We start from the raw sequence: 17,496 nt of genomic DNA, 5'->3' as shown, positions 1-17,496 counted from the left end.
GGCGCGCGCTTATTGGAGTCGCATAACGTGATCGAGGATCTCTCCGGAGTATGGCGCCCGCCCGCGTGCATGTCGTCGTTACCGCGCCGGTCCGAGGTTGCCCGTCATGAGTCCCCAGACGAAGCCGGAGAGCTCGCGTGCTGTAGCCACCACGGCGGTGCGCGCACCCTTCTGCCGAGAGCCGCCGGTACGTCCCGTTCAGGCGGCACTGCGCGGCCCACGAGTAGGCCACGACCTCCGGCGGCTGTCCCTCGAGACGCTTCTTCAGCTTCCCGCGCACCGCCGGCGCGTGCCGGTAGGCCCAGGCGGATTCCACGAGCACACGCCGTATGTGCCGGTTGCCGGTCTTGGTGATCGAGCCCTGATGACGAGAGGCCCCGCTCGAATGCTCGGAGGGCGTCAGTCCCGTGAACGCCATGTAGCTTCCGGCTTCGGGGAAACGGGAGAAGTCGCACGTCTCCGCGAGGATCGTCATCGCGGAAAGTGTGCCGATGCCGCGAAGCGCGGAAAGCAGCGTGACGGGATCCGCGAAGGGCTGCTCGAGCGCGAGCTCCTCGATGCGCCTCCCCATCGCGGCGAGCTGCGCGTCGCGCACGAAGTAGGCGCCGACGAGCTGCTCAAAGGCCTCTTGGGCGAGAGGCTCGTCGAAGCGAAGAGCGCGCATCCACACCTCGAAGCGGACCGGCCACTTGTCGCCCGGCCCCGGGTAGCGCTTGCCGTAGCGCATGAGGAAGCTGCGGATCCTCTGGCGGGCGATCCGGCGGTCGGCCTTGACCTCTTCGCGCACCCTGATGAGGTCGCGCACGGCCTCCTCGGCGTTCGTGGGCACCCGCACGCTCGTGAGCTCGCCTGCGCGGTGCAGTCTTGCGAGGTTGCGCGCGTCGATGCGGTCGGTCTTCACGCGCGAACCCGACCGGCGCGGGATGAGCGAGGGGGCGATCACGTCGCAGTCGATCCCGAGCGAACTCACGAGCCGGTGCGTGTCGTACCCGGTCGGGCCCGCCTCGTAGCAGGTGCGAAGCGCCGACGGGTCTTCGTAGCGGCGCAGCAGCCGGCGCACCGCCTCGGGGGTGTTGGGTATCACCCGCTCGTCGACCTCGGTCGTGCCGGGGCGAAGCACCGCCACGGCGATCGTGTCCTTGTGCACGTCCAGTCCGATGTGTGTAAGCTCATTCATGGCCGGTCCCTCCGTCTGTCGGCGCCGCGGGCCAAATCCCGCGGACGATCCACGTATACACCGGATCGGGCCGGCCATCTCATAGTGACTAGGTGAGATGAGCAGTTCTGGAACTCGTGACGACTGTTGCGTTGGCTTCTGCGAAGTGGGAACATGTGTTCGTACTGGTCGACATCGACCAGTACGCTCTTGAGGGGGGAGGAGTCACTGGTGCCGGATGGCGATCCACGCTACATCTTCGACTCGGTTCATGGGCTCATCAGCTTCGAAGGCGACATAGGTGAGTTGCTCTTCGCCCTGATTAACACCACTGAGGTCCAGCGACTGCGCCGCATCCACCAACTGGGCATGAGCCCCTGTGTGTTTCCGGGAGCGAATCACAGCCGGTTTGCCCATAGCATCGGGATGCTGCATGTGACGAGTAGGTTCATTGAACGATTCAAGCGGGTTGCGCCGCCAGTCACCGAGGACGAAGAACGGGTCCTGCTGGTCGCGGCCCTGCTCCATGACGTCGGCCATGGTCCGTACTCTCACGTCTTCGAGAAGGCAGCCAAGGAGAACCATGAGAAGCGTACAACACAGGTTGTTCTCTCATCTGAGACAGAGGTGAACCATGTACTGGTGGGTGTCGACCCAGCGCTGCCAGTGAAAGTTGCTAGCTTGTTCGGAGCGGCTCCACCCAGGGATTGGGCGCTGCCACTTCATCTGCGCCAAACAATCTCGAGCCAGCTGGACGCCGATCGCTTCGACTACCTTCTTCGCGACAGCCACTACACTGGCGTCGACTACGGAACGTTCGATTCCCACTGGCTTCTTGAGCACCTCTACGTGGACGAGTATCGCGGAGTCTACGTTTCCCAGAAGGCTCGAGATGCTCTTGAGACCTACGTCTTCGCTCGATATCACATGTACCACGCGGTGTACTATCACAAGGCCACGCGCGCTGGCGAAGTGATGCTGCGGCTCCTCTTGGAGACCTACACGAAGGCTCTCGAAGCAGCTGAAACGGACGAGGCGAAGGAGGCCGTCGTACCCGGCGCACCATTCGAAGTGCTGAACGCTTTCTCAAGCGAGATGAGCCTTGACCAGTATCTTCAGCTCGACGACTACGTGATGAACGTGTTCTTCCGTCGGTGTGCGAGTTGCGACAACCCTGTGCTCAATGAGCTCGGCGCGGGCCTGTTGAACAGGAGGCTCTGGAAGTGTCGCGACCTGACTCACCTGCAGCCCAACCGCCTTGCTGGGTTGATCTCCGCTGTCAGACTGTGGCTGCGAGACGAGGGCGAACCCGACACCCTCTTCCAGGATGACACCCCCGGCGACACACCCTACAAGCCGTACGATCCTCCTGGACGACCCGATGAGGGTGAGGCGATGGAGAAACTCATTTGGCTCCAGAAGCCAGACGGTGAGCTCGGAGAACTGTCAGGTCAGCTGGGTACAATCGATGAGCTGACGGAACGCTATCTGCTTGTGCGCTACTACTTCCCGGAGAGACTTAGAGACAAACTGTGTGATTTCATGGATGATTGGCTAAGCAAGAACTAGAGAGGACACGTCACGTGGAACACTATGCGTGGTTGGTCTCCGTCATCGGAGCCCACAGCAATCACCGCGTCTTGGGCAGGATTCGACTCCAGAAGACCGTCTGGTTCCTTCAGCGGCTGGGACTACCCACAGACTACTCATTCAGAATGCACTTCTACGGTCCGTATAGTGAGGACGTGCAGGCCGATTTGCGCCTCGTCGAGAAGCTTGGTGCGGTCTCCGAGCAAGTTGTTGGTGCAGGCTACGAGTATGTCGCGGAGGACACCGCGTTTGTCCGCGACGTTGGGGAGTTCAAGAGCGCGATCGGCATTCTCGAGTCAACCAGCCCTATCGTGCTTGAGCTGGCCTCGACTCTTGACTGGTTCCTCGACTACGGCTACTCACTGGACGCGGCCCTTGATGCGATGCGTCAGGTCAAGCACGACAAGTGGGCTGAGGAGTATGAGTCTCTGGCCCGTGAGCTGCTCGCTGAGCTCGGCTTAGTTGAGACCGCTGCCTGAGCGCGGGCCCACAGCATTCTCGCTCTGTGATCACTCACCTAACCAGGAGATCGAGCGGACTCACTTCGTTCGCCGCTCATCTCCAACACGTTGAGCGCACCCGTTCGAAGCTCATCTACGATGGCCCACCAACACTACAGGTCTCGAACCTCTTGGTTCGGGACCTTCGTGGTTCGAAACTCATCCACGATGGCCCACCAGCGTTGCCACGCGCCCGGCCTCGTCGGCGTTTCTCGTTCGAATGTCGTGGGAATAGGAACGTGGGTCTGCGGGGGCAGCCTTCTCGGGCAAGCTCGGGATGGAGTTGACCTGATCTCGCGAACACGCGGCCACAACCTGCCAAGTTCTGCATATGAAAGACAGCTGTCACCAAGGAAAGGGGGTGATAGATATGGCGAGTCAGACGAAGAGCGTGGTCGTCCATGCGCCGGTCGAGAGGGTCTTCACGTACCTGGACGATCCGATGCACCTGCCGGAGATTTGGCCCAGTCTGATGGAGATCACGGACGTGCACTCGCTGGCCAATGGCGGGCACACGAACCGCTGGACGTACAAGATGGCCGGCATGCGCCTGAAGGGAACAAGTGAGGATGTCGAGCACATCGCCAACGAGCGCATCGTCAGCAAGAGCAAGGGCGGAATTGATAGCACCCAGACCTGGATGGTCCAACCGGAGGGTGACGACACGAAGGTCACGTTCAAGGTAGACTACACGATTCCGGTCCCGGTGCTCGGCAAGTTGGCCGAAGCCGCTATCATCAAGCTGAACGACCACGAGGGCGACGTGATTGTGGCGAACCTGAGGACAATCCTGGAGGAAGCGTAGCGTCAGTGGCGTCCATGCGTCCGATCCGACGCTCAAATGACCATGTGGCCGTCCGCGGGATGCTGCCCGCCCGCGAGCGGTCAGGGGTCGCGGTTGCTCCGTTCGAAGCTCATCAAGCATGGTCCATCATGAATCATCGAGGCCTCGGCCATGTGCCGGGGCCTTGTGCGTGGGTACAGTCCTTGGCAGGAGATCGTGTGAGCCAAGGAGGACCCATGCACCGGTCGGTTGTTGCGGGAATACCCGCGCGTGTCCTGCTCGTTGTCGCGCTCGCGCTTGCTGTCGCCGGGTGTTCCTCGGCGGGGACCGGCGAGGGCGGGAGTTTGGGCGGTCCGCAGACTCCGACCATCACGGGTTCGTCCGAACCGTCCGCAGAGCTCGTTCAGCAGAAGTGCACCCTGTGCCACACGATCGATCGTGTCGAACAGGCCAGCAAGTCCCGAGAAGAGTGGGTCTCCACGGTCGACCGCATGAAGACCAACGGCCTGGTCGTGACTGATGAGGAGTACGGCCTGATCGTGGATTTCCTCTCAGGAACGGAGGAATAGCCGCTCCCGTCCGCGCTCCGCGATGCGGGCTCGCACTCGTCCGGTATACTGCTGGCGTCACGCAAGAGCTGCCTGAGGAGTCCGGATGCTGGAGCTGCTGTCCCAGCCGTCGTCGTGGATCGCTATCGCGACGCTGGCGCTGCTTGAGATCGTTCTCGGAATAGACAACCTGATCTTCATCGCGATAGTCTCATCGCGCCTACCCGCATCGCAGCAGCTTCTCGCGCGGAGAATCGGGCTCGTGACGGCGCTTGTCATGCGTATTCTGCTCCTGCTGACGCTGTCGTGGATACTCGGCCTGACGCGACCGCTTGTCGAGTTTCACGTCTTCGGCCATCTCGTCGAGCTGACGGGGCGTTCGATCATCCTGCTCGTTGGTGGCCTCTTCCTCGTCTACAAGGCGACCACGGAGATCTACCACAAGACCGAACTCAAAGACGAAGAAGAGCACGCGTCCGGCAAGAAGGCTGCGGCGTTCGGTGCGGTCATCGCCAACATCGCCATCATGGACATCATCTTCTCGCTCGACTCGGTCATCACGGCGGTTGGCATGGTCGACGAGGTCCCGCTCATGGTTGTGGCAATCGTCATCGCGATGGCGGTGATGGTTGCCTTCGCGGATCCCGTCAGCAACTTCGTCAACGATCACCCATCGGTGAAGATACTCGCCCTCGCGTTCTTGCTGATGATCGGCATGCTTCTCACCGCCGAGGCGTTCGAAGTGGTTGTACCTAAGGGGTACGTGTACTTCGCGATGGCGTTCTCGCTACTCGTCGAGTTCGCGCAGATGCGCTATCAGGGGAACATCGCCCGCAAGCGCGGCTTGCTCCAGCCTGCCAAGGAAGACGCATAGCACTACTCCTCAGGGACCACGAACGTCGCGGCCCGGTGGAGCACGCGGACATGAATGGGTGAGACGGGCGCGGCCGTCTCCCCGTCGTGCTGCAGCGGCAACGGGGGGTCGGAGGACATGATGATGTCGCGGGCGGAGTAGATCTCCAGCCCCGGTGAGCCGACCTGTATTCCTGTGGTGCGGTCGAGGACGGCCGCCCACACTGCGGGGAGCAGCTCGATCGCGTTCCTTGTTCGCAGCACCACGATCTCGAACACACCGTCCGAGGGATCGCTGTCGTGCGTGATCGATATGTCGAACTGAAGTCTGGCGAAATTGACTACGAGTACCGCGATGCCTTCTGTGTCGACGACGCGGTCGTCGAGTTTGAGGTGGAACTTCGACACGATGGGTGCCAGGTTCTGCAGCGCCGCAACCAGGTAGGCCGCAGCTCCGATCGAGGACTTGAGCTCGTGGGCCCCTTCCATGATCTTGGCGTCGAAGCCTATCCCTGCAGCGACGACGAACCCCTGAGCCTTCGTGTCCGGGGGTGTCGTTGCGAGTGTGGGGACGCAGCCGTCCGCCTGGGACGGGCACGAGATCTCGCCGAGATCGAACGATCGGATGGCGCCGCGCAGCGTGATCGCGGCCAGATCGATCGGGTCGAGCGGAATTCGCAGATTCAGGGCCGTGAGGTTTGCGGTACCAGCGGGATACGCAACGATAGGCACGCCGCTGCCGCGCAGTGCGTACGCAATGCCCGATACGGTGCCGTCCCCGCCAGCGGCCACGACGCGGTCGAACTCCTTGGCATCGGCGAGCATCGACGCGAGGGTCTGCTTACGGCCGACGAACCTGACGACGATCTCCGTGCCGTGCCTGCCGAGCTCGCGGGCGAAGTCGTAGATGCCTGCGTCTCCTTGGCCAGACTTGAGGTTGACTATCAGGAGAACCCGCATGGCGCCCCCCGGGATGCGCGTCCGTGACTCCAGGCAGCTCGTAGCATACGCTACAGAAGGTGTCCGGCGGTTGGCATCCGCTCGAAGGGAGTGCGAGTGTACGTTTCGGACGGCAAGGCGATACGCCAGTTCGCGAAGAAGATTCGCGGATCGGAGTTCATTACCATCGACACGGAGTTTATGCGTGAGCGGACGTACTACGCGCGGCTGTGCCTGATCCAGGTCGCAACTGACGACGTCGCGGCGATCATCGACCCTCTTGTTGTCGATGATCTTGAGCCGCTCTTCGAGATACTGCGGGACCACGGTATCGTCAAGGTTCTTCACTCGGGCACCCAGGACCTCGAGATATTCCACAAGCTCATGGGTGAGGTGCCTGCGCCGGTGTTCGACACGCAGGTCGCCGCGACGCTTGCAGGCTTCCCGCAGCAGGTCGGCTATGGCGCTCTTGTCAAGGAGATCACCGGGGAGGTTCTCGACAAGTCCGACACGTACACGGACTGGGCCAAGCGTCCGCTGTCGGAGACACAGATCGAGTACGCCCTGAACGACGTGCGGTATCTCGTGCCGATCTACCGGACTTTGCGGGAGCGCCTGGAGGACGAGGGGCGGCTTGACTGGCTCGAAGCAGACTTCGAGTGGCTGGAGGATCCCGCGACGTACGAGATCGTGCCCGAGGAGCAATGGCGACGGATCAAACGCATATCGAGTCTCAATCGGCGTCAGCTCGGTGTGCTGATGACTGTGACGGCGTGGAGAGAGCGCGAGGCTCAGCGACGCGATATTCCGCGACGGTGGGTCGTAGGAGATGAAAGTCTTGTGGAGATCGCGCGGCGCGCCCCGCGTGACGCAAGCGAGCTGCAGAAGATCCGAGGTGTGGGCGACAAGCTCGGCAAGGGTTCACACAGGTCACTGATCGCCGCCGTGACCAGGGGTATGGAGCTTTCCGAGGACAAACTCCCGGCATTCGGACCCAAGCGACAGCGCGTTCGCGATATCGAGGGGCTCGTGGACCTGATGGCCGCTCTCGTTCGCATCAGGGCCAAGGAGCACAAGGTGGCGGCTCCTTTGCTAGCGTCCAGGTGTGAACTCGAGCGCTTGGCCGCCGGCGAAGTCGAAGAGAGTCCGCTTCTGGAGGGCTGGCGCAAGTCGCATATCGGGGACGAGTTGCTTGAGCTGTTGGATGGGAAGATATCTCTCACAGTAGTCAACGGCCGGCTCGCCATTGTTGGCGTTGCGACCGGCAAGAAGGAGTAGTAGGCAATGCTTTCCTCGTACTGGGGAATCATGATCGTCGCTGTGGTACTCGGGTTGGCGACGCAGTGGTGGGTCAATTCGTCATTTCGGCGCTATAGCGCTGTGCCTCTGGCGACCGGGCAATCCGGTGCCGAGGTCGCCCGCGCGATGCTGGCGAGCAACGGGCTGCACGAAGTTGCCATCGAGCAGGTCGAGGGGGCGCTGACCGACCACTACGACCCGCGCGCCCGTGTGCTGCGCTTGTCCTCGGCTGTGTACCAGGGGCGAAGCGTGGCCTCAGCGGGCGTCGCCTCTCATGAAGCGGGTCACGCCGTTCAGCACGCGCAGGCATTCGCGTTCGCGCAGGTGCGGCAGGCGCTTGTGCCCGCCGCCCAGCTTGGATCGCGACTTGCGTTCCCACTGATCATGGGCGGGCTGTTCCTACGGTTCAGCGACCTCATCACGGTGGGTATTGCGCTATTTGCCGCCGCCGTACTCTTTCAGCTGGTCACGCTTCCCGTTGAGATCGACGCGTCGCGTCGCGCTCTGGCCTCCCTGAAGACCGGCGGCATTCTGCCGGACGAGCAGGTGTCCGGCGCGAGGACCGTCCTTTCTGCTGCAGCGTTGACCTATCTTGCGGCAACGCTGGTGGCGGTGCTCCAGCTCGTGTACTTCCTCGGCCTGTCCAGGCGATAGCCCGTCACGCGTCTCGCACTCAATGCCCCCGGATCGTGCGAGCCGTTCGTGTCGGTGGCGACTGGTAGAATGCTCGGTGATGTCGTTCGGGGAGAGGTCGTCGGCGTGGCCGAGGAGCGTGCACTGTCTGTCACAGAGGCTATGTCCGCAGCCAAACGCGCGCTCGAGTCCGTGACTGTGCGTGTGGTTGGCGAGGTCTCGGAGTTCAACGACAAGCCCGGCTATAAGGCCGCGTACTTCACGGTCTGCGACGAAGGCGCCGCGATGCCCTGCATGATGTGGCGCGATGCGTACGTGGCCTCCGGTGTTGCCATGAAGTGCGGCGTGCTCGTCGAGATGACTGGAACCTTCTCCGCATACGTGCCCAAGGGGCGGATGCAGTTCATGGTGAAACGCCTCGTTCTCGCTGGCGAAGGCGTGTTGCGGATGCAGGTCGCGGCTCTTGCAAGGCGACTCGAGGTCGAGGGGCTGATGCGCCCGGACCGGAAGCGCCCGGTACCTGAATATCCCCGGCGTATCGCGGTTGTGACTTCCCCACGCGGCAAGGCCATTCATGATGTCATTCGGACTCTCCGGAGACGCTATCCGATTGCCGAACTCCTGGTGGCAGGGGTTGCGGTTGAGGGCTCAGATGCGCCCGGGGAGATCGTGGAGGGGCTACGAGTTGCCGCCGAGGCGGGACCCGATGTAGTGCTCCTTGTGCGTGGAGGCGGCAGCTACGAGGACCTGATGCCGTTCAACCACGAGGACGTGGCCCGCGCAGTGGCGACGAGCCCGGTTCCAGTCATCACGGGAATCGGCCACGAACCCGACACGTCCATCGCCGACATGGTGGCGGACTTGCAGGCATCTACCCCGACCGCAGCTGCCGAGGCGGCGGCTCCGTCCGTCGGTGAGTTGCGTGGTCGCGTGGACAAGGCGTCTCGACTGCTGGGTGGGGCACTCCAGCATCGTGTCCAGGCCGCCGAACACCGCGTTCGCAGATTGCTGGAGCGTCCGGTCTTCTCAGACCGCTCTGCGCTGGTGGGGTCTGCGTCTCAGGCGCTGGATCTGGCGGCGATCGCGCTCAACCGGGCGATTCCAGAGCGTTTGCGGCGCGACGGCGAGCGTCTTGAGTACGTTCGTACGTCCATGCTACGAATCGGACCGCGCGTCCAGGAGCGTGCCGAGGATGCCGTTGCGCGAGCGGCGACGCGTCTCGATGACTTGTCTCCGCTGAAGATCCTGGGCCGGGGGTATGCTGTCTGTTTCGGTCCGGACGGCCGCACGGTGGTCACTTCGCAGAATCAGGTCGCCGTTGGTGACAGCGTAGACGTACGGATATCGGACGGTACGATCGGGTGTGTCGTCGAAACGAAGGAGAAGGGGAGTTAGATGGAGGACAACGAGCTGCGCCTTCCCGAAGAGATGGCTTTTGGAGATGCACTGAAGGAACTTGAGCAGATCGTCGCGGCACTGGAGAGCGGGCAGTTGGAGCTCGAGGACAGTCTTGACCGGTACGAGAGAGGCGTCTCGCTCCTGCGCGCACTGCAGGCCAAGTTGGCCGATGCACAGCAGAAAGTGACGATGCTCCTTGGCCAGATAGAAGCCGAGCCGACGGCGACCGAGTAGTCCCGGCACGTTCTGCCGGTGACCGCTTCTCAGCTACAGCGGGTACGCTACTATGAGTCTGGTCGACACCAAGGAGGTATTCGTGTTCGTGGACAACTGCGTGTTCTGCATGATTGCCGCAGGTGAGATGGGCGCCCAGAAGGTCCTCGAGGACGACGAGATCATCGCGTTCGATGACATCGCTCCGCAGGCCCCGGTGCACACTCTGATAATCCCGAAGGCGCACTACGGGCATATCGGTGACAACGTGCCGGTGGCAACCATGGCCGCGCTTTTCGCTGCGATTCCCAAGATCGCCGAGATGAAAGGGGTTGCGTCGTCAGGCTATCGCGTGATCGTCAACAACGGCCGGGACGCGAACCAGACTGTCGGGCACCTGCACGTGCACGTGCTCGGGGGTCGGGGTATGAGCCATGGCATGGTCAACTTCGTAGAGTAGCGGGGGTTGTTATGAGAGAGATCGCGATCGTCACGGACAGTACGTCCGACCTGCCGAGGAGTCTGTACGAGGAGCATGGCATCACCGTGGTTCCACTGGCTTTGACGATAGACGGGGAGACCTTCACCGACGGCGATCTGTCTCAAGAGGAGTTCTTCCGCCGTATGAACGCCGCGAAAGAGCTTCCCACGACGTCCCAGCCGTCGCCGGGCATCTTCGTGGAGGCATACGCGCGCGTGCTCGAGACCGCGCGCAGCGTGATCTCGGTGCACATCTCATCAGATCTTTCCGGAACGTTCGAGTCGGCTACTCAAGCGGCTCGCGAGTTCCCGGGACGCGTGCACCTGGTGGACTCCCGCAACCTCTCGATGGCCCTGGGTCTGCAGGTCATCGAAGCAGCGCGCGCGGTAGCCCGGGGTCTGTCGGTTGATGAGGTTGTTGCGCATGTCGAGAACGCCAGGGACAGAGTCCAGCTCCTTGTGGGCGTCGACAAGCTCGACAATCTCGCGAAAGGCGGCCGAATCGGCCGCGTGGGCGCGTTCATTGGTGGCATGCTGAACCTGCGCGTGCTGTTCACAGTCGCCGACGGGGTGTTCGATCCGGTCGGACGCATCCGTGGCGCGCAGACAGCCCTCAATCGCACTCTTGAGTGGGTTGGCGAGCGCATGGGCAACGCTACGGGGGGCAAGTTCTGCGTTCTTCACGCCATGTCGCTCGAGCGCGCTGAGTGGTTGCGCGATCAGCTCACCAGCCGATACTTGGCCACCGACATGTACGTCGTCGAGACAGGAACGGTCATCTCCACCCATACCGGCACCGGCTGGGGCGTAGCATTCATTCCCGAGGAATAGCCGACTGATGGCCACACGGCGCTACCCCGTCAAGTTCGAGCCCGCTGACCTGACCGTCTGGGTGGACGAAGGCGAGACAGTCATTGACGCCGCGCGTCGCGCAGGCGTCCTCGTCCCGTCACCATGTGGCGGACGGGGAGTGTGCGGGAAGTGCGCCGTGCGGGTCCTTGAAGGGTCTCCGGAGCCCCCCGGGGATATCGAGAGTCGCGGACTCAAGCTGGCGCCGTCCGGAATGCGGCTCGCATGTCTGGCGCGCGTTGCAGCCCCACTCGTCATCAAGCCGCTCGTGAACCTTCAGGCAACAACCGCCCAGATCGGCGATGCCGAAGAAGGCGAACTCGTCGCCTCGGTCGATCTCGGAACGAGCACCGTTGCCGCCGTGGTGATCGGTTCGACGTCCGGGAGGGAGCTAGGGCGGGCTGTTGTGCCGAACTCCCAGCAGTCCTACGGTGCGGATCTCGTCTCGCGCGTGTCGGCTGCGGAGGAGGGGCACGCGGAAGACCTCACGCGACTCGCCGAGGAGTCAGCACTCGAGGCACTGTCTCTCGCATGCGGCCACGCCGGTTCTTGTTTGTCAGCGATCAGGCGGTTGGTGGTGGCGGGGAACAGCGTCATGGCCGCCTCGCTCTTGGGTGAGTCCCTCGCAAGCTTCGGGGTCGCGCCATATCGGGCGCCATTCGAAGGGATCAGGGCGCTTCCGGAAGAATCGCGTCTCAGGGTCCGATTGGCCCCCGGCGCAGAGACACTCGTTCTTCCGCCGGTAGCCTCTTTCGTCGGAGGTGATGTCACCGCAGGCATCGTGGCCGCGGGGCTTGCCCAGGCTGAAGTGACGGCGCTCTACGTCGATATCGGTACGAACGCCGAGATCATGTGCGTTTCGCCGAGGAGGGCGGTCTATGCGTCGGCTGCTGCGGGTCCCGCGATTGAGGGATTCGGCATCTCCTGCGGCGGTCCTGCAGCCGACGGTGGCGTCGTGAGGGTTCGCGAATCAAAGTCGTCACTCGAGCTGACTACCGTGGGCGGGGGAGACGGGATGTGGCTCACGGGCTCGGGGCTTGCGAGTGCTATCGCCTCGCTCTCGCGACTTGGCCATGTCGCATCCGATGGTGCGATGGTCGAGGAAGGCCCACTTGCCTCCCGGTTCCACCTGGTGGGCGAAGTCCTCGGCGTCGATCTCGGTTCTGAATCGTCCCAACACCCCCTCACGCTCCTGCAGACGGACATCCGGGCGTTCCAGACGGCCAAGGCGGCAATCGCGTCGGGGATTCTCGCTGTTACGCGCGCGGCCCAGGTGAGATCGCGCGCAATCGAGCGATTCGTTGTCGCCGGAGGGCTCGGAGAGGCGCTCGATGCCGAGGATCTGATCCAGATCGGGCTGCTCCCGGGCGAGTCTGCCGGAAGGGTAGAACAGGTGGGCAATGCATCACTGCTGGGGGCGGCGATGGTAGCGGTGGATCCTTCGCTCGCGGAGCTGGCGTCTACCACGACAGCCTCAGGGCATCACCATTCCTTGGCCGAGGACCCCTTCTTCGCAGCCACGTTCGTGGGTGCTCTCGCGCTCGCACCGTACACGCTGAAGCGCGGTTTCTGACCGGACTACCTTCGAGAATGACGGAAGCCCCAGCCTTCGGGCCGGGGCTTCCTTATTCCTCTTCCCAATGCTACCCCTGAGTCTCACTGCGGGTGGCGGTGTGGTCTGCCTGGGAACCACACACACATCGCGATGCCGGTCGACGATGTCCCGCGTAGCGCTTCACCGGATTCCCCGGATCAGCAGTCGTGCTGGGAAGGGAAACTGAATACCAGTAGCCACTTTACAGGATGAGCGCAGGCCCTTGCAACATTTGTTACAACATATTCTCGTTCAGCATTGTGATGGTCGCCCGGGGGAGCCGCCCACCGAGAGTCTGGGGCCGCTCACCTGACCAAGTAGGGCGTTTAGCAGGGATTATGGCTAGAATGATGGACACTCTAGCGCGGTTAGGTGCTGTCACAACGACGGCCGCAGTAGGGATTGACGGGGGACCCGCGCGACCGTGCACTCAGAGATCGACCCCGGACGAAGGAGGCCTCTATGACTGAAAAGTCCAACGCGATCGAGTCCATGCAGAAGGAACTGCGTGTTGTCGACCCCCCTCAGTGGGTCAAGGACCGGGCACACATCAGCTCGATGGAAGAGTACGAAGCCATGTACAACCGGTCCGTCGAGGACCCGGAGGGATTCTGGGCCGAGATGGCCGAGGAGTACCTGTACTGGCACAAGAAGTGGGACAAGGTCGTCGAGTGGGAGTTCGATACCCCCAAGGTCGAGTGGTTCAAGGGCGGCAAGACCAACGTCGCATACAACTGCATCGACCGTCATCTCACGACATGGCGCCGCAACAAAGCGGCCATCATCTGGGAGTCCGACGAGGGTCGCACGAAGATGTACACCTACCAGTCGCTCTACTACAGGGTGTGCCGTTTCGCGAATGTCCTCAAGAAGCATGGCATCAAGAAGGGCGACCGTGTCGCCATCTACATGCCCATGATCCCCGAGTTGGCCATCGCGATGCTCGCGTGCGCCCGCATAGGCGCTATCCACTCGATCGTGTTCGGCGGATTCTCGGCACAGGCCTTGCGCGAACGCATCCAGGACTGCGAGGCCCGCATGCTCGTGACGGCTGACGAGGGTATTCGCGGCGGCCGCGTTGTCCCGCTGAAGGCTATGGCCGATGAGGCGTTGCTCGAGTGCCCGACTATCGAGTCTGTCATCGTAGTCTCCCGCGCGCAGACGCGCGTCGACATGGAGCCTGGCCGCGACTACTGGTATCACGAGGAAGTCCGTGACGCCGCAATCAAGCAGCACTGCGACATCGAATGGATGGATGCCGAGGACCCGCTGTTCATTCTCTATACCTCCGGCTCGACCGGCAAGCCGAAGGGTGTGCTCCACACGACCGCAGGTTACCTGCTCTTCACCACCCTGAGCTTCAAGTACACATTCGACTACCACGACGAGGACGTGTACTGGTGCACCGCGGACATCGGTTGGGTCACCGGGCACAGCTACATCGTGTACGGGCCACTGTCCCTTGGCGCAACATCGCTGATGTTCGAGGGTGTACCGACCTATCCGGATGCAGGTCGCTTCTGGCAGGTCGTCGAGAAGCACGGCGTGAACCAGTTCTACACCGCGCCGACTGCGATTCGCGCTCTCATGAAGTCGGGCGAGGAGTGGCCGGCCAAGTACGACCTCTCCAGCCTTCGAGTCCTCGGCACGGTCGGCGAGCCGATCAACCCCGAGGCATGGATGTGGTACCACAAGAACATCGGTCACGAGAACGTGCCCATCGTGGACACGTATTGGCAGACTGAGACCGGCGGCCACATGATCACCAACCTGCCGGGCGCGACTCCGCAGAAGCCGGGCTCCGCCACTCGCCCGTTCTTCGGCGTCCAGCCGGTCATCCTCAACGAGGACAAGACGGAAACGCCGGTCGGCTCCGGAGGACGCTTGTGCATCAAGTACCCATGGCCGGGCATGCTGCGCGGCATGTGGGGCGACGATGAGAACGCGCGCGTGAAGGAAGTCTACTTCACGACGTTCCCCGGCAACTACTTCACGGGTGACGGTGCGCGGAAGGACGAAGACGGCTACTACTGGCTCCTTGGCCGCGTCGATGATGTCATCAACGTCTCGGGCCACCGCATGGGTACCGCGGAAGTCGAGAGCGCACTCGTGAGCCACGCCTCGGTCGCCGAGGCCGCTGTCGTGGGCTTCCCGCACGACATCAAGGGCGAGGGCAACTATGCCTACGTCATTCTCAAGACCGGTCAGGATGCCACCGCCGATCTCGTGAAGCAGCTCGCCGGTCATGTGCGCCAGGAGATCGGGCCGATTGCGACTCCGGACCAGATCCACCTGGTTCCCGAGTTGCCCAAGACCCGTTCCGGCAAGATCATGCGTCGTATCCTGCGCAAGATCGCCGCAGGTGAGACGGATATGAGCGCGTTTGGCGATATATCGACGCTTGCCGATCCTTCCATCGTTAAGATCATTGTCGAGACACGTCCCGGCGGATAGTCCCTGCCGAATGTGAGTGCCTAGACGGGTCCCCCGCCGTCCCCGCAAGGGGGTCGGCGGGGGACCCGTTCGTGCTAGACTATTACGCGGCTTTTCGCCTACCGGCATGTGAAAGGAACACCCCCACCATGGCCTACAACGACCTCTTCTTGCGAGCTTGTCGGCGGGAGCCGATTGAGCGCACCCCGATCTGGATGATGCGCCAGGCTGGCCGCTACATGTCCGAGTACCGCGCCATCCGCGAGAAGCACGGCTTCCTCGAGATGTGCAAGACGCCCGAGCTGGCTGTCGAAGTGACTCTGCAACCGGTGGATCTTGTGGGAGTAGACGCCGCGATCCTCTTCGCGGACATCCTGCTGCCCCTCGAGGGAATGGGCCTCGACCTCTCGTTCGCGAAAGGGGAAGGTCCCGTCATCGGCAACCCCGTACGCTCGAAGGCCGACGTGGACAAGCTGCGTGTCTCCGACCCCATCGAGCACACGGGCTACGTCATGGATGCGATTCGCATCTTGCGCGGGGAGCTGAAGGACAAGGTGCCGCTCATCGGCTTTGCCGGGGCGCCATTCACTCTCGCGTCGTACATGATCGAGGGTGGCTCTACGCGCGCCTACATCAACTGCAAGACCCTCATGTGGCAAGACCCACAGGCGTGGGACGCACTCATGACGGTCACGACCGACACGGTGATCGCATACCTGCTGGCGCAGATCGAAGCAGGAGCGCAGGCAGTCCAGGTCTTTGACTCCTGGGTCGGATACCTCTCACCGTCAGACTACGAGCGGTCAGTGCTTCCGCACACGACGCGAGTCATTGCCGAGGTAGGCAAGACCGGCGTTCCGGTCATCAACTTCGCGAACAACGCCACCGCGATGCTCGACCTCGTTACCCAGGCGGGTGGAGACGTCATAGGTCTGGACTGGCGCATCGACATCGGCAAGGCGATGGATCTGGTGGGTGACGGGTTTGCCGTACAAGGAAACCTGGATCCGATGACACTGTTCGCTCCGGTTGAAGTGATCGAGGCCAAGGCGGTCGAGATCCTTGAGGCGGTCGGAACACGACCCGGCCACATCTTCAACCTTGGCCACGGCATCCACAAGGACACCGACCCCGACCACGCCCGCGTCCTCGTGCAGGCCGTGCATGAGCACTCCGCCCGAATTCGCGCAGTCGGGGCGCGATAGCGCTGTGACGGATACGAGGCCAAATTGCGCGCCCGATAGGCCGGGAATCCTGTTGACCGCATTCGGCGGCCCGGATTCCCTGGAGGCGGTGGGACCGTTCATGGCCCGCCTCATGGGTCGGGAGCCGAGTCCCGAGCTCGTTGAGCGCGCCAGGGCGAAGTACGAAGCGATCGGGGGCAAGTCGCCTCTGACCGAGATCGCGCTGCGGATATCGGGTTTGCTCGAGCGCGAGCTCGCGTCTCAAGGGCACCCCGTCCCCGTGCGCCTTGGCATGCGGTATTGGGATCCACTGATATCGGACGCGGTTCACGAGCTTATCGAGATAGGCGCAAACCGCATCGTGATGGTGTCCCTGTCTCCATTCGAGTCGAAAGTCTCGTGCGGCGCGTATCGCGCCGCAGCTCGCGAGGCGCTTTCGGGCCTGGAGATAAATGATGTCCGCGAGTCTCCGGCGCTGCACACAGCACCCGGGTACCGGGAGTTCCTTGGCCATGCGTGTCGTCACGCTCTCGAAGCTGCCCCCGGGGAGAAGCCCCTGTTGGTGATGACGGCGCACAGCTTGCCGGTCGCGGACCTCGTAGAGGACGACCCCTACGTTGCCGGTTTGCACGAGGTCGCAGCAGCGGTTGCGCAGGCCGCCGAGCTCGGAGGGGCCGAGGAGATCGATAGCGCGGAGTTAGGAGTGGCCACGTTCGGCTCGCTGTCTGGCCGCGCGCCATGGGTGCTTGCCTATCAATCGAAAGGTGCCCGGCCCGGCGACTGGCTGGAGCCGGACATCGATGTGGTGATGGATGCAGCTGCCGCCGCAGGCTATGACACTGTCGTCATCTGCCCGATCGGCTTTGCGACCGACCACATGGAGACGATGTACGACCTGGACATCGTCGCATCGAACCGCGCTGCCGATCTCGGCCTGCGGTTCGTGCGCGCTTGCGTGCCCAACGACGACGAGCTGCTCATCGCGGCTCTTGCGGGACTTGCGGTCCAAGCGCTTCAGACGCGCGACTAGCGCCGGACAGTCGG

The 17,496-nt window shown here is 62.8% G+C and carries 18 protein-coding genes; 15 read left to right on the top strand and 3 right to left on the bottom strand.

Going from position 1 to position 17,496, the window contains the following annotated elements; genetic code table 11:
• The coding region (locus Q8K99_00215; protein ID MDP2180979.1) for an IS110 family transposase at positions 1-1,177 on the bottom strand (1,177 nt) is incomplete at its 3' end.
• Between the two features lie 204 nt (positions 1,178-1,381).
• The gene (locus Q8K99_00210) at positions 1,382-1,696 is read right to left on the bottom strand and encodes a hypothetical protein (protein ID MDP2180978.1); all 315 of its coding nucleotides are present in this window, start codon (positions 1,694-1,696) and stop codon (positions 1,382-1,384) included.
• Between the two features lie 141 nt (positions 1,697-1,837).
• On the opposite strand from Q8K99_00210, the gene Q8K99_00205 reads away from it, so the two are divergent.
• The 5 genes from Q8K99_00205 to Q8K99_00185 all read left to right on the top strand — a co-directional run bounded on the left by Q8K99_00205 (position 1,838) and on the right by Q8K99_00185 (position 5,452).
• Entirely contained in the window at positions 1,838-2,725 is an 888-nt protein-coding gene (locus Q8K99_00205) for a hypothetical protein (protein ID MDP2180977.1), read from the top strand.
• 14 nt (positions 2,726-2,739) lie between these two features.
• Positions 2,740-3,225 (top strand): hypothetical protein, encoded by a 486-nt coding sequence (locus tag Q8K99_00200; GenBank protein MDP2180976.1) that lies wholly within the window; start codon positions 2,740-2,742, stop codon positions 3,223-3,225.
• Positions 3,226-3,616: 391 nt separating this feature from the next.
• The gene (locus tag Q8K99_00195; GenBank protein ID MDP2180975.1) at positions 3,617-4,051 is read left to right on the top strand and encodes an SRPBCC family protein; all 435 of its coding nucleotides are present in this window, start codon (positions 3,617-3,619) and stop codon (positions 4,049-4,051) included.
• Between the two features lie 215 nt (positions 4,052-4,266).
• On the top strand, positions 4,267-4,599 hold the full coding sequence (locus Q8K99_00190; protein MDP2180974.1) for a hypothetical protein: 333 nt from the start codon (positions 4,267-4,269) through the stop codon (positions 4,597-4,599).
• An 85-nt stretch (positions 4,600-4,684) separates the two neighbouring features.
• Positions 4,685-5,452 carry a TerC family protein gene (locus tag Q8K99_00185; protein ID MDP2180973.1) on the top strand — a complete coding sequence of 256 codons (768 nt, stop codon included), beginning with the start codon at positions 4,685-4,687 and terminating at the stop codon, positions 5,450-5,452.
• A gap of 2 nt (positions 5,453-5,454) precedes the next feature.
• Here Q8K99_00185 and Q8K99_00180 read toward each other — a convergent pair whose 3' ends face one another.
• Positions 5,455-6,390 carry a diacylglycerol kinase family protein gene (locus Q8K99_00180; protein MDP2180972.1) on the bottom strand — a complete coding sequence of 312 codons (936 nt, stop codon included), beginning with the start codon at positions 6,388-6,390 and terminating at the stop codon, positions 5,455-5,457.
• Between the two features lie 96 nt (positions 6,391-6,486).
• On the opposite strand from Q8K99_00180, the gene rnd reads away from it, so the two are divergent.
• From rnd to hemH, 10 genes are all read left to right on the top strand, one after another.
• Positions 6,487-7,647 (top strand): ribonuclease D, encoded by a 1,161-nt coding sequence (gene rnd, locus Q8K99_00175; protein ID MDP2180971.1) that lies wholly within the window; start codon positions 6,487-6,489, stop codon positions 7,645-7,647.
• Positions 7,648-7,653: 6 nt separating this feature from the next.
• Positions 7,654-8,322 carry a zinc metallopeptidase gene (locus tag Q8K99_00170; GenBank protein ID MDP2180970.1) on the top strand — a complete coding sequence of 223 codons (669 nt, stop codon included), beginning with the start codon at positions 7,654-7,656 and terminating at the stop codon, positions 8,320-8,322.
• A gap of 48 nt (positions 8,323-8,370) precedes the next feature.
• On the top strand, positions 8,371-9,696 hold the full coding sequence (xseA, locus tag Q8K99_00165) for an exodeoxyribonuclease VII large subunit (GenBank protein MDP2180969.1): 1,326 nt from the start codon (positions 8,371-8,373) through the stop codon (positions 9,694-9,696).
• The gene (locus tag Q8K99_00160) at positions 9,697-9,933 is read left to right on the top strand and encodes an exodeoxyribonuclease VII small subunit (GenBank protein MDP2180968.1); all 237 of its coding nucleotides are present in this window, start codon (positions 9,697-9,699) and stop codon (positions 9,931-9,933) included. It begins immediately after the preceding gene.
• A 52-nt stretch (positions 9,934-9,985) separates the two neighbouring features.
• Complete coding sequence (locus Q8K99_00155; GenBank protein ID MDP2180967.1) at positions 9,986-10,372, top strand: histidine triad nucleotide-binding protein; 387 nt, start codon at positions 9,986-9,988, stop codon at positions 10,370-10,372.
• 11 nt (positions 10,373-10,383) lie between these two features.
• Positions 10,384-11,223, top strand: a complete 840-nt coding sequence (locus Q8K99_00150; protein MDP2180966.1) for a DegV family protein — start codon at positions 10,384-10,386, stop codon at positions 11,221-11,223.
• 7 nt (positions 11,224-11,230) lie between these two features.
• Positions 11,231-12,814, top strand: a complete 1,584-nt coding sequence (locus Q8K99_00145) for an ASKHA domain-containing protein (protein MDP2180965.1) — start codon at positions 11,231-11,233, stop codon at positions 12,812-12,814.
• A gap of 483 nt (positions 12,815-13,297) precedes the next feature.
• A complete protein-coding gene (gene acs, locus Q8K99_00140) occupies positions 13,298-15,289 on the top strand; it encodes an acetate--CoA ligase (protein MDP2180964.1) in 1,992 nt (663 codons plus the stop codon).
• A 128-nt stretch (positions 15,290-15,417) separates the two neighbouring features.
• Positions 15,418-16,473 carry a uroporphyrinogen decarboxylase gene (gene hemE, locus Q8K99_00135; protein ID MDP2180963.1) on the top strand — a complete coding sequence of 352 codons (1,056 nt, stop codon included), beginning with the start codon at positions 15,418-15,420 and terminating at the stop codon, positions 16,471-16,473.
• On the top strand, positions 16,433-17,482 hold the full coding sequence (hemH, locus tag Q8K99_00130) for a ferrochelatase (protein MDP2180962.1): 1,050 nt from the start codon (positions 16,433-16,435) through the stop codon (positions 17,480-17,482). Before hemE ends, hemH begins: the two co-directional genes overlap by 41 nt.
• The last annotated feature ends 14 nt before the right edge of the window (positions 17,483-17,496 follow it).

The sequence above is a fragment of the Actinomycetota bacterium genome (genome assembly GCA_030682655.1).
Classification (GTDB): Bacteria; Actinomycetota; Coriobacteriia; order Anaerosomatales; family JAUXNU01; genus JAUXNU01.
This window is presented reverse-complemented; position numbering and strand designations above follow the sequence as displayed.

Excerpts from the sequence above, each read along its gene's own strand:
- Q8K99_00210 (MDP2180978.1), bottom strand. The coding sequence starts at position 1,696 with ATGGCCGACGTCATGGAGCAGGGCCGCGACCAGCAGGACCCGTTCTTC.
- Q8K99_00195 (MDP2180975.1), top strand. The coding sequence starts at position 3,617 with ATGGCGAGTCAGACGAAGAGCGTGGTCGTCCATGCGCCGGTCGAGAGG.
- Q8K99_00190 (MDP2180974.1), top strand. The coding sequence starts at position 4,267 with ATGCACCGGTCGGTTGTTGCGGGAATACCCGCGCGTGTCCTGCTCGTT.
- Q8K99_00185 (MDP2180973.1), top strand. The coding sequence starts at position 4,685 with ATGCTGGAGCTGCTGTCCCAGCCGTCGTCGTGGATCGCTATCGCGACG.
- Q8K99_00180 (MDP2180972.1), bottom strand. The coding sequence starts at position 6,390 with ATGCGGGTTCTCCTGATAGTCAACCTCAAGTCTGGCCAAGGAGACGCA.
- Q8K99_00170 (MDP2180970.1), top strand. The coding sequence starts at position 7,654 with ATGCTTTCCTCGTACTGGGGAATCATGATCGTCGCTGTGGTACTCGGG.
- Q8K99_00160 (MDP2180968.1), top strand. The coding sequence starts at position 9,697 with ATGGAGGACAACGAGCTGCGCCTTCCCGAAGAGATGGCTTTTGGAGAT.
- Q8K99_00155 (MDP2180967.1), top strand. The coding sequence starts at position 9,986 with ATGAGTCTGGTCGACACCAAGGAGGTATTCGTGTTCGTGGACAACTGC.
- Q8K99_00150 (MDP2180966.1), top strand. The coding sequence starts at position 10,384 with ATGAGAGAGATCGCGATCGTCACGGACAGTACGTCCGACCTGCCGAGG.
- Q8K99_00145 (MDP2180965.1), top strand. The coding sequence starts at position 11,231 with ATGGCCACACGGCGCTACCCCGTCAAGTTCGAGCCCGCTGACCTGACC.
- acs (MDP2180964.1), top strand. The coding sequence starts at position 13,298 with ATGACTGAAAAGTCCAACGCGATCGAGTCCATGCAGAAGGAACTGCGT.
- hemE (MDP2180963.1), top strand. The coding sequence starts at position 15,418 with ATGGCCTACAACGACCTCTTCTTGCGAGCTTGTCGGCGGGAGCCGATT.
- hemH (MDP2180962.1), top strand. The coding sequence starts at position 16,433 with ATGAGCACTCCGCCCGAATTCGCGCAGTCGGGGCGCGATAGCGCTGTG.